The organism is Micromonospora pisi, assembly GCF_003633685.1.
Classification (GTDB): domain Bacteria; phylum Actinomycetota; class Actinomycetes; order Mycobacteriales; family Micromonosporaceae; genus Micromonospora_G; species Micromonospora_G pisi.
The window spans coordinates 1,436,388-1,447,281 of record NZ_RBKT01000001.1; the positions used below are offsets into that span (position 1 = coordinate 1,436,388).

10 protein-coding genes are annotated in these 10,894 nt (G+C 70.1%); 5 read left to right on the forward strand and 5 right to left on the reverse strand.

What is annotated here, in order from left to right; all coding sequences use genetic code 11:
- Positions 1–28: 28 nt before the first annotated feature.
- From BDK92_RS05455 to BDK92_RS05465, 3 genes are all read right to left on the reverse strand, one after another.
- Entirely contained in the window at positions 29–1,087 is a 1,059-nt protein-coding gene (locus tag BDK92_RS05455; RefSeq protein WP_121155191.1) for a TIGR03773 family transporter-associated surface protein, read from the reverse strand.
- A gap of 80 nt (positions 1,088–1,167) precedes the next feature.
- Entirely contained in the window at positions 1,168–2,796 is a 1,629-nt protein-coding gene (locus BDK92_RS05460) for an anchored repeat ABC transporter, substrate-binding protein (protein WP_121155193.1), read from the reverse strand.
- 312 nt (positions 2,797–3,108) lie between these two features.
- Positions 3,109–3,735, reverse strand: a complete 627-nt coding sequence (locus tag BDK92_RS05465) for a hypothetical protein (RefSeq protein ID WP_121155195.1) — start codon at positions 3,733–3,735, stop codon at positions 3,109–3,111.
- Between the two features lie 605 nt (positions 3,736–4,340).
- Here BDK92_RS05465 and BDK92_RS05475 point away from each other — a divergent pair.
- The 4 genes from BDK92_RS05475 (at position 4,341) to BDK92_RS05490 (ending at position 8,401) form a co-directional block, all read left to right on the forward strand.
- Positions 4,341–5,306, forward strand: coding sequence for a LysR family transcriptional regulator (locus tag BDK92_RS05475; RefSeq protein ID WP_121155199.1), 966 nt, complete (start codon positions 4,341–4,343; stop codon positions 5,304–5,306).
- A gap of 158 nt (positions 5,307–5,464) precedes the next feature.
- A complete protein-coding gene (locus BDK92_RS05480; RefSeq protein WP_121161673.1) occupies positions 5,465–6,040 on the forward strand; it encodes a hemerythrin domain-containing protein in 576 nt (191 codons plus the stop codon).
- A gap of 65 nt (positions 6,041–6,105) precedes the next feature.
- Positions 6,106–6,822, forward strand: a complete 717-nt coding sequence (locus BDK92_RS05485) for a YqjF family protein (protein WP_121155201.1) — start codon at positions 6,106–6,108, stop codon at positions 6,820–6,822.
- A gap of 55 nt (positions 6,823–6,877) precedes the next feature.
- A complete protein-coding gene (locus BDK92_RS05490) occupies positions 6,878–8,401 on the forward strand; it encodes a phytoene desaturase family protein (RefSeq protein ID WP_211349094.1) in 1,524 nt (507 codons plus the stop codon).
- 19 nt (positions 8,402–8,420) lie between these two features.
- On the opposite strand, the gene BDK92_RS05495 is transcribed toward BDK92_RS05490, so the two are convergent.
- A complete protein-coding gene (locus tag BDK92_RS05495; RefSeq protein WP_246016841.1) occupies positions 8,421–9,086 on the reverse strand; it encodes an acetoacetate decarboxylase family protein in 666 nt (221 codons plus the stop codon).
- A gap of 188 nt (positions 9,087–9,274) precedes the next feature.
- On the opposite strand from BDK92_RS05495, the gene BDK92_RS05500 reads away from it, so the two are divergent.
- Complete coding sequence (locus BDK92_RS05500) at positions 9,275–9,643, forward strand: hypothetical protein (protein ID WP_147456919.1); 369 nt, start codon at positions 9,275–9,277, stop codon at positions 9,641–9,643.
- Between the two features lie 22 nt (positions 9,644–9,665).
- On the opposite strand, the gene BDK92_RS05505 is transcribed toward BDK92_RS05500, so the two are convergent.
- Positions 9,666–10,790 (reverse strand): hypothetical protein, encoded by a 1,125-nt coding sequence (locus BDK92_RS05505; protein WP_121155207.1) that lies wholly within the window; start codon positions 10,788–10,790, stop codon positions 9,666–9,668.
- Between the last annotated feature and the right edge of the window lie 104 nt (positions 10,791–10,894).

Consider the following 10,894-nt stretch of genomic DNA (forward strand, 5'->3'; position numbering starts at 1 on the left):
CTCAGCCCCTCGACCACGAGCAACCCGCTCACCGGTCATCCTCCGGCCACGCCGTCGCGGTGTCCTGGCCGGCGACGGGCCCGGTTCGGCCGGCGGCGCGTTCCGCCTCGGCCCGTCGCTTGGCGCGACCACCCCGTACCAGCACCCCGATCACCACGCCGACGAGCACCAGCCCGACGACGATGGTCACCACTGTGGCGACGGTGGCAGGAGGCAGACCGCCCTCTTCGGCCGGTGGTCCGGCTCCCGCACTCGGGGCCGGAGACGGGGCGGCGGTACCGGCCGCCGGGGACGGGGCGCCAGCCATCGGGAAGGCCGCGGCGAACGCCGCGTCGGTGCCGGTGGCGTCCCCGATCGCGAATCGGAGCACTCCGGTGCTCCTCACCGACCTGCCGTCGGCCAGGTCGGCGGAGATCTCGAGAGCCACGAGGTAGACGCCGGGCGTGGCGAAGACCCAGTTCGCGTGCGTGTGGGTGTTCGTGTCCACCCACAGGTCCTGCGGGAGCGTCTTCGTGGAGTCCCACAGCACCTGCGGAGCACCGAGGTTGCCAGACTGGAGATAGACGACCAGGCTGCCGGGCCCCTGGACGCCGGTCAGCTTCATGGTCACACCACGCTGGATCGCCTCCATCACCCTGGGGTCCTGGGTGTTCCAGCCCACCCACACCACGTCCCGGTTCTGCGTCTGCGGTATGACGTACACCGGTGTGCCGGGGCGCTGGCCGAGGAACGCGTACGCCTCGTCGTCCGGGATCGGCAGTACGGCGCTGTCCCGTACCCGGATCACCACGTCCGACGGCTGCCGCCAGACCGACGGTACGACGGTGTCGTCGTGCACCCGTACCGTCCAGGTCCCGCCTCGGTAATGCGGGCCGATGTCGACGTGCCCGCCCTCCAGCACCACCCGACCGGTGTCCTCGCGCTGGTTCGGGTCCACCGTCTGTTCCTGGCGACCGTCCGGAGCCGGGGTGGGTGCGGCCGAGAGGGGCGGCGGAGGTGCCAGCAGGATCGCTGCCAGGATCGCGGCGGCGGCGCCGGCCACCCGCGACGGGTACCCACGACGGGCGGGGGTGGTGCCTCGTGTCATCTCGGTCCTTCTCGTGTTCGTCGGTTGAGGCACTCGGCCTGTCGGTTGAGACACTCGGTCTGTCGGTTGAGGCACTCGGTTCATCGGTTGAGGCACTCGGCGAGTGAGTCGGCGTTGAAGCGCATCATCTTCAGGTAGGTGTCGACGGTCGGGCCGAAGGCGTCGCCGTAGATGGGGCAGATCGCCACCCCCTGCTCGTTGGCGACCTCGACCAACGTGGCGGAGCGCGCCTTCAGACTCGGTTCGAGGAACACGGCCTTCACCCGCAGATTCCTGATCGTCTCGGTCAACCTGACCCGGTCGGCGAGGCTCGGCTCGGTGGCCGGGTTCGGTGTCACAAACCCGGCCACCGGGATGCCGTACGCCTGGGACAGGTAGGCGAACGCGTCATGCGTGGTCACCAGATAGCGGTTGGCCGGCGGGATCGCGCCGATCGTCGACGCCACGTACGTGTCGAGTGCGCTGAGCTCGGCCAGATATGCGTCGGTGTTCCGCCGGTACTCCACCGCGCCCTGTGGGTCGGCCTCGATGAGGGTGTCACGGATCAGTTCCACGTAGGACTGGGCGTTGCCGACGTCCTGCCACAGGTGTGGATCGATCTCCCCGTGCACGTGTTTCCCGAGGACGGCCTGCGGCAGTTGGAACACCCGGTCACCGGCGCGGCCCAGGAACCGGTAGCCACGCCCGGCCGGTACCTCCAGCAGGGCCTTGTTCGGCACCTCGATCACGGTGGTGGCGGGGTCGTACACCTGCTGGTCGACCTCACCGCCGCCGTGCGGGTCGGCGTACAGGTAGAGCCGCTCGGCATCGACGTCCACCGCGATGTCGGCGTGCCCACGCGCGAGGACGGACGGATCGGCGAGCCCCGGCACCGAGTGCGGGTCGACGCCGACGGCGAAGGCGAACCGCTGCTGCCCAAGCTCGACCGGTCTGGCCTGTGGAGTGACTCTGAGCTGGGCCTTGACCGTGAGGTGGTACACGCCCGGTTCGGTGAACGCCCAGCTCATGTGCGTATGGGCGTCCGGCGGCAGGACCGCGGTGTCGTCCCGGTAGCCGTTGCCGGGGTCGAACCCGTCGGTCGAGTCGAAGTACCGGTCGGGGGCGCCGAACGACCCCGTGAGGTAACCCACCAGCTTGCCCGGCCCCGTCACGTCCGTTGCCGACAACAGGACGTCCGAGGACCGGGTCGCCCCGAACCGCTGCCCGGTTCCGCGTACCCGCAGGCCGAGCCAGATGGTGTCCAGCGAGGCGTCCTCGACCATCGGGATGATCTCCGCGGCGTACCTGGTCGCGCCCTCGGCGAGGGCGATGTTCGGAACACCGTGTCGGAGGTTGGCATCCAACGTCTTGACCACGGACTGCGCCTCCAACAGCAGGTAGTTGCTGAAGGCGACGTCCGCGTACACGATGTTGCGCACGTCCCGCAGCGTCGGCTCGTACGCGTGCGAATCGGCGTTGTCCGGCACGATCGAGTCGACCAGCACCCGATCACCACCCACGTTGCGAACCAGGTCCGCCAGGATCCCGGTCGTGGTGACAACCTGGATCCGGTCACTGGTCGAGGTGAACGCGATCGGGGCCGCACACCCCGGCAGCAGGCCCGCGACGACGACCGCCCCGGCCAGCAACGCACCACGCCGGCCCGCGCACCGTCGTGATCGGACCGTGGCGCCGATGCGACGACCCGTCCGGAACCTGGGCAATCTCATCCCTCTTTCGTCCGCTAGCCGCCCGAGGCCGACGGCAGGTGACGCCACCCCGGGCAAGGCATAATGAAAACCGTTATCAGTATCCTAGTCATCCGGCACGACAGCTGTGAAGCCCGACCGGCGGTGACGGGACCTTGGGCCCTGGCTCTGGTCGACCTGACGTCGCCGACACGACGCGCACTGGTCTCGGCCGGTCCGCAGGCACACCCGTTGGCCCGGACCTGAGCCAGGTCCGACGGATCCGACTTTCGGGTACGCGAAAAGCCGGGCCCCCGTGAGGGGCCCGGCTTCCGTTTCCGCTATTCGTACTGGTTACTTGGTCCAGACGTCCTGGACGATGTGGGCGGCCTGGTTCTCCCACTGCGCGTACGCGTCCGGGAACGCCGACACCTGAACCTTCTGCGCCGCCACCGTCAGCGGCAGATCCTGCCAACCATCAACCTGCTTCAGGTTGCTCAGGAACGCCGTCGCCGCGTACGTCGGGTCCGTGATCTGCTCCGGGGTACCCCAACCCGACGACGGGCGCTGCTGGAACAGACCCAGGGAGTCGTGGTCGTTCATGTCACCCAGATGGCCCAGGTTCTCCAACTTCGACTCCTGCATCGAGGTGGCGACCGCGATCACCGCACCTCGCTCACCCATGCCGAGCTTCTTGGCCGTGTCAGTGATGGCCTTGGCGTTGTCGGTCTGCTCCTTGGAGAGGCTGATCTCCGACTGGGCACCCTGGGTGCCGTGCGGCACCAGCTTGTCCATGGCCGGCTTGTCACTGGTCACCTGCGCGACGGTGGTCATCGCCGGGGCGGTGTGCTCCACCGGGGCCGCGAACGCGTGGCTCGCGGGGCCGGCGACGGCGCCACCAACGAAGGCAAGGCCAGCGATACCAAGAGCGGTCTTACGAACGAACGAAGCTTCAGTAACAGCGGTGAAAGTCGTCTTCACGATGGTTCACCTTCCAATCGGGGGTACCGAGGCGCACACAAGTAAAGGGGGGAAACAGGTGCGTCACTCGGGAAGAAGTACGAGGCCACAGGCCCTCATGAGGCGGGGAGAGAACACTGCCTCGGCGCTGCTCCAGTCGTACGCGATGTATAACGACCCCACCCCCGCCAACATTCCGCCGACCACGCCCCGGACCCAGTTGATCAAGCCGAAAAACCTCGCACCGGAGACATCTCGCGCAGCCGGGCCTCGGGTACGGAGAAAGCCTGTAGACATGTCCGCCACGTGATCGGACGGGCGGGCCGTCCGGTTCGCGGCGTACGGCGAGTACTGGCCCGTTCTGCGAAGTCGGGAGGGTCGACTGCACGATGAGGGCGGCAGAGGGACAGACCGTAGAAGGAGACCACTCCCTGCACGACAGGCTGTCGGCGCCCCCGTCGGCCGACACCCCGTCGCGCAGGGCCCCTCGTTCCCCAAGACCTGGCCGCGACTCGAACACGGCCGTGCGGGCAACCACCCGCCCGCCTCTGCATGATGCCCCGGACACCTCCCGTCCTGCGGGGATGGGCGAGTGCCTTTTGCGGCAGATCAATAGGGTGTTCTCTATGACGCGCGCTGGTGCTGGTGACCCGCGGTCCCCTCGGGTCCGTCCCCCGCTCCGCGAGCCCAGCAGCCACCAGCTACGACTGTTCCTGGTGCTGGCCGAGGAGTTGCACTTCGGCCGCGCGGCCCGGCGCCTGTTCCTCACCCAGCCCACCCTCAGCCAGCAGATTCGGGCTCTGGAGGACCGACTCGGCGTCGACCTGTTGCGGCGCTCCTCCCGGCGGGTCGAACTCACCCCGGCCGGTCAGGCCCTGGTGCCCGAGGCACGCGAACTCCTGGCCGCCATGACCCGCCTCCAGGAGGTGGCTGCCTCCTTCGCCCGGGAGGCGCGGGGTCACGTGCGGATCGGGGCCATCGGTGGCGAGGCGGCCATGCCCTACACGGTCGCCATCCTCGCCGAACTCTCCGCCCAGCATCCCGGAGTCACCGTCGAGATCCGCGCCGTCGACCTCGCCGACCAGGTCGAGGCCCTGATCCGAGGCGAGATCGACGCCGCGTTCCTTCGCCCGCCACTGCCGCCCGTACTCCGGGGTCTGCACCTCGCGACGGAGCCCCGCGTCGCCTGCCTGCCCGCGAACGACCCGCTGGTGGAGCAGGCACCGCTCACCCTGGCCCAGCTCGCCGACCACGTGGTGGTCGACCTGCCGGCCCAGGTCCGCGAGTGGTGGGACCACTGGACGGTCAATCCCCGACCCGACGGCAGCAAGGTCCGCTTCGGCCCGCAGGTCGCCGACCTGGAGGCGATGCTGCTGGCCGTCGCCCGAGGCCAGGCCATCACCTTTCTCCCCGCCGCGGCCGGCCGTCTCTACCCGCGCCCCGGCATCGCGTACGTCGACGTCACCGACCTGCCCATGTCCAGCGCCGCTCTGGCCTGGGTTCCCCACCACCGGGAGCACCCGGCCCTCGCCGCCCTGATCAGCGCGGCGCGCACCGTCCTACGGCGCGACAACCACCTCGCGGAGGTGTGACCGAACCACGATCGACCGAACGGCTGACCGCAGCCCCGGGTTCCGCCGACACGTTACGACTGGCGGCCCTGCCGGGGCGCTGGGCGCCGGTCCTTCCGCTTTGCCGTATTACTCCCTTATCACCGGTAATCTGGCACCGAGGGAAGGAGGTGGTCCGATTGGCAACCGCGCAGAAGCAGGACGTGATAGATCTGCTGCTCGACCAGCACATCCAGATCAAGACCCTGTTCAGCCAGGTCAGCAGCGCCCAGGGCGCGCAGAAGCGAGAACTCTTCGAAGATCTGGTCCGGCTGCTGGCGGTGCACGAAAGCGCCGAGGAGATCGTCGTACATCCGACCGCCCGGCGAAAGATCGAGCACGGCAAGCGGGTGGTGGACGCCCGGACGGAAGAGGAGGACCAGGCCAAACGCAAGCTGGCCGAACTGTACGAACTCGGGGTCGACCATCCCTCCTTCGACAGCAGCCTCGCCGCATTCGCGGAAGCGGTCGTCGAACACGCGAGTCGAGAGGAGTCGGAGGAGTTCCCGGCCCTGCGACAGAGCCTGTCGGCGGAGCAACTGCGGCGCATGGCCGGAGCGGTGCGCGCCGCCGAGGCCGCCGCCCCCACCCGTCCCCATCCCCACAGCGGTGAGTCCAGGATGGCCAACCTCGCCGCGGGTCCCCCGATGGCGGTGTTCGACCGGCTGCGTGACACTGTGCGTGGCTGGCGGGAATCGAACGACGGCAGGGACTGAGCGCGTACGGCGGCGCGGCCGGCCACGACCGGGCACCACAGTCACCGACCAGCACGGAGGAGACGATGCGCGCTCCGCCACCGCCACGGGTGGCCCGGCCGGTGATGCGCCATCAGTGGAACTGGATCACCTTCATGCACTGGCGTTACCCGCCCGCGCTGGTCCAGTCCATGCTTCCGCCGGGACTGACGGTGGATACCTTCGACGGGTCCGCCTGGATCGGACTGACCCCGTTCCTCATGGAAGGCGTTCGAGCGCCGGGCGTCCCGGCCGTACCCTGGCTGTCCCGATTTCCCGAGACCAACGTCCGGACGTACGTCCGGGACCAGCGAAACCGCGCCGGAATCTGGTTCCTGTCCCTGGACGCCGCCCGTCTGCCCGCCGTCCTGGCCGCCCGCGCGGGCTACTCGCTGCCCTACTTCTGGTCCGACATGACGGTACGGCGAACCGGCGAACGCGTCGACTACCGGTGCACACGCCGCTGGCCCACCCCGAGCGGGCCGCACTGCGACGCCGAGGTACGGCTCGGCCCCCCGCTGACCGGAACGGAACTCGACGACCGGGCGCATTTCCTCACCGCTCGCTACCGCCTGTTCAGCGTCATCCTCGGCCGGCTCGTCGCCGCCGAGGCGGAACACCCCGAGTGGCCTCTGCACCACGCCGAACTACTACGTCTGGACCAGAACCTGCTCAGCTCGGCCGGCCTCCCCCCACCCGACGGGCACCCCCTGCTCCATGCCTCACCCGGTGTTCCCGTACGGGTGGGCATGTGGCACCGATGAGACGAGCCGCACCAGCCGCTACCGGGCCGTCCGCGACGACACCCGAGGCAGGCCGGTGAGACGTCGTGGTCCGTCCCGTACCGCTGATTACGACGTCAGCGTGGTCGGCTCGGGCCCCAACGGCCTGGCCGCGGCCGTGCTGTTCGCCCGCGCCGGGTTACGCGTCGCGGTGTACGAAGCCGCCACCGAACTGGGCGGCGGGGCGCGGACAACAGAGCTGATCTCGCCCGGGGTCTGGCACGACGTCTGCTCGTCCGCCCATCCCATGGGCCTCGCGTCGCCATTCATGCGGGCCTTCGACCTCTCGGCACACGGCGTCACCATGTTGCGTCCCGACGCGGCGTACGCCCATCCCGTCGACGGAGGGCGGGCGGGCGTCGCGTGGAACGACCTCGACCGTACCGTCGACGGGCTCGGTGCCGACGGCCCCCGCTGGCGTGCCCTGCTCGCGCCGCTCGTCGCCGACTGGACCGACGTCGTCGAGTTGGCCATGGCCGACCTGCGCGGCCCACGGGGGTTGACGTCCACGGCAGCGGTACGGTTCGGCGCCCGGGTCGCGTACCAGTCCCGGAGCATGCGGCGGACCAGGAGCGACGAGTCAATCGCGGGCGACATGCTGACCGGCGTCAACCTGCATGCCGCCGTGCCGCCGCAGACGCTCGCCGGGACCGCCGTCGGCCTGGTACTGGCGACGCTCGCCCACGCGGTCGGCTGGCCGATCCCACGTGGCGGCAGCAGGACGATCGTGGCGGCCCTGGCTCAGGACATCCTTCGCCACGGCGGAGAACTGTTCACCGACTGCCGGGTCGACGACGTCCGCGACCTGCCGCCGTCGACCGCCGTCGTGCTCAACCTCACCCCCGCGGTGATCGCGCGGACCGCCCGCCCGGTGCTGCCGGCGCCCTACCTGCGCAAGCTCTCCCGCTTCCGGTACGGCCCCGGGGCCTGCAAGGTCGACCTCCTGCTCTCCGGTCCGGTGCCGTGGCTCGCGGACGGCTGCGACCGGGCCGGCACGCTCCATCTCGTCGGCGGACGGGAAGCGGCGCTCGCGGCGGCGCGAACGGTCGCCGCCGGAGCGCACCCGGAGCGCCCGTACGTTCTCCTGACGCAGCCGGGCGTCGTCGACGACAGTCGCGCACCCGAGGGACGACACACCCTGTCCGCGTACTGCCACGTGCCACTCGGCTCCGATGTGGACGTGAGCGAGGCCGTCCTGGACCAGATCGAGCGTTTCGCGCCCGGGTTCCGGGACCTGGTGGTGGCCCGACACGTACAGACAGCGGCGACGCTGGCCAGGTACAACGAGAACTTCTCGGGCGGGGACATCCTCTCCGGCGCACTGAGCCTCGGGCAACTCGTACGCCGTCCCCGGCCCGGCGTCGCCGCCTTCTCCACGCCGGTAGCCGGCCTCTACCACTGCTCCGCGGCCACCCCACCGGGGCCGGGTGTGCATGGCATGGCCGGCTTCCATGTCGCCAGGCGGGTGCTGCGACGCCACTTCGGCCTGACCGGTGACCCGCTGCGGCTGCTCCGCCCCGCCGCGCCGCCCGAACACGACTCCGCGCAACCGGGCCGATGACCTGTGGCGTGGGCAGCTCCTACCCTGCCGCACCGCCCGGCCGTCCGCCCGCCGTTCCGAACGTCACCTGGAAATCACGCAGTGCCACCGTGAACATCGGGCGGCGGTGGGCGAGGTATGCCAGCGGTCCTCCCGGCTCGACGCTCCACCGCGTGTCAGCCCTCGCCAGTTCCGCCCGGCCCCGTACCGGGGTGAGGCGGACTCCAGAGCCAAGCGGCTGCGCCACGGTGAGTCGGAACGGCCATCGCCCGGGCAGCCGGCGTCCCGGTCGGATCAGGCACCGGGCGATCGTCAGTGACGCCGCGCGGGCCGATGCCGTGATCGCGTCGTTCCCCGGCACCGCTCCTGAACTGATCTCCAGCTCAGCCAACTCCTTGGGGATGCCCCAGAGCTCGCGTCCGCCATCGCGAGAGCTGCGGCTGTCGACCCAGATGTCTGTCACCGCCAACGCCGGCCGGGCCTTGACCCGGACCAGCACCGCGGCGAGCATTTCGCGGTAGTGCAGCACGCCGCCGGGCTGGTACTCGGCCCAGGCGCCAACAATGAGTCCCCGGCCGCCGAGCGTTACCGGACGTTCGATGTGCGCCAGCCCCTCGGGAAGTGGCGGCAGCTCCGCGTGCGGGACCGCCCAGACTGACACGTACATCTGGCCACGCAGGTCCCATGGCTCCGGCGGGTACGTCACGGTTCCCCCTGATGGATCCGCTCCATGCTGGCAGATAGCCGAAATCGCCGCAGAAGCTTCTCGAAAAGCGTGACGGCCGGTGTGGTCACGACCCGCCCAACGACGGCAGGATCACCCCCAACGTCTGGGCCGTGGGAGTGGTCAACAGGGATGCGATACTTCACCCAGACCTGATCAGCCTCGTGAAGGTGGGTATGGAGGTTTCGTACAGCCTGGTCGGCATCCTCGACGAGGACGGCACCACCATCCGCTACCGGCGGGTCGAGCTGCCCCTCGATCCTGACACCACGGTCGCGTTTGTGCGGATCGTATTCCGCCGGATGCTCACCGCCGACCCGGACGCCCTCCACCGGTACCGGCTCCCCGACGAGCCGTCACCGGACCCCGATCACCCGCACCACGCAGTGCCGCCCCGCGTCCAAGCCGACCTGCGCACCGTCGTCCCCAGCGACCGGGACAGATGGCTCTACCTGGCCAACCCCTACACCGAACAGTTCCACGTCTTCGAAGCCGGCACCGACCGCACCTGGCAGCACCACGGCACCCACGACCTGTAACCACGGGCGAAACCGTCCGGCGCTACGACCACGACCCTCCGCCGACCCGACCGGTACCGCCGTCGTCACCGGCGGGCGAGGCGTAGAGCACCGACAGCGCCCGGTGCAGCGCCACCGCGTCGACCTCGGGCGCCAGGTAGTCGTGCGCCCGGATCGCGTCGAGGAGATCAGCGTCGGGAGCCATCCCGTAGCCGCGCAGGTAGTAACTGACCGCGTCGGTCCAGACCCATCGTCCGTCGGTCCGGAACGCGGTCGGCACCACCTCGGGCCGGGCCGGATCGAGTACGTCCGGCGCGAGATCGGACGTGATCAGCAGCGGTGCGCCCGCGTCGAGGTAGCCCGCGACCCGATCCCGGTCGACCTGGTCGAGCCGCGGATGCGCCGAATCGAAACTCGGGCCGGCACCGGGTTCGAAGGTGTCGAACACCCGCGCGACCAGTGGCGCCACCGCCGGCGTGGCCGTCCAGAGCAGCGCGGCGAAACCGAGCGCGGTCCGCTGGTAGGCCGGCAGTGCGGCGGGATCGACGAAAGCCTCCACCTGCGGGTGGGTCTCCCCCGCGACGACCAGCACGTCCTGGAGCCCAGCGGCCAACCCGGGTAGGGACGCCTCATCATCCGCCTGAAGCAGGTACACCCGGCGAGCCGGCGGCTGCTGGGTGCCCATCGGCGGGAACCGCCAGACGCGCCAGAGCGCGCGAACCGGTGCGCCGTCGACGAGCGACGCCATCGCCGCGACAGCCGCGGCGTCGACCTCATCCAGCCCACCCGGTCCGGCGTACGGGACGGTCAGATCGATGACGTACGGGACGGCGGAGCCGTGCTCGGCCAGCACCTCGGGGCTGACCGGCGCCACCCCGTACAACGGGTGCGGGTCGGCGTCGGAGCGTTCAAGCTCGGCCAGCGCCTCGACGTCCTCGCCGGCGGCGCGCAGGACGTCGGACAGCAGCACGGCCTCGGCCTCGGCCACCACGATCCGCCCGGCGAGCGCGGCGAAGACCACCGCCTGGGCGGTCTCCACAAACTCACCCTCGACCAGCCACCGGCGACAGGCGGCGATCAACTCGTCCGGCAACCGACCCGACATCCGCAACAGCAGTTGGTGGAAGGCGGCGAGCTCATCGGTGGACCCGTCTACCGCCTGGGTCATGGCGCCACCTCTCCGTGCTGCACGTATCCGTCCCGCTGTGCGGTGCGGTCGTCCTGACGACGGCTGCGGCACCTCTCCGGTTCAAATCGGCCGGTCACTGTACC

Coding starts and splice junctions, on each gene's coding strand:
- BDK92_RS05455 (WP_121155191.1), bottom strand. CDS start 1,087: ATGACACGAGGCACCACCCCCGCCCGTCGTGGGTACCCGTCGCGGGTG.
- BDK92_RS05460 (WP_121155193.1), bottom strand. CDS start 2,796: ATGAGATTGCCCAGGTTCCGGACGGGTCGTCGCATCGGCGCCACGGTC.
- BDK92_RS05475 (WP_121155199.1), top strand. CDS start 4,341: ATGACGCGCGCTGGTGCTGGTGACCCGCGGTCCCCTCGGGTCCGTCCC.
- BDK92_RS05485 (WP_121155201.1), top strand. CDS start 6,106: ATGCGCGCTCCGCCACCGCCACGGGTGGCCCGGCCGGTGATGCGCCAT.
- BDK92_RS05505 (WP_121155207.1), bottom strand. CDS start 10,790: ATGACCCAGGCGGTAGACGGGTCCACCGATGAGCTCGCCGCCTTCCAC.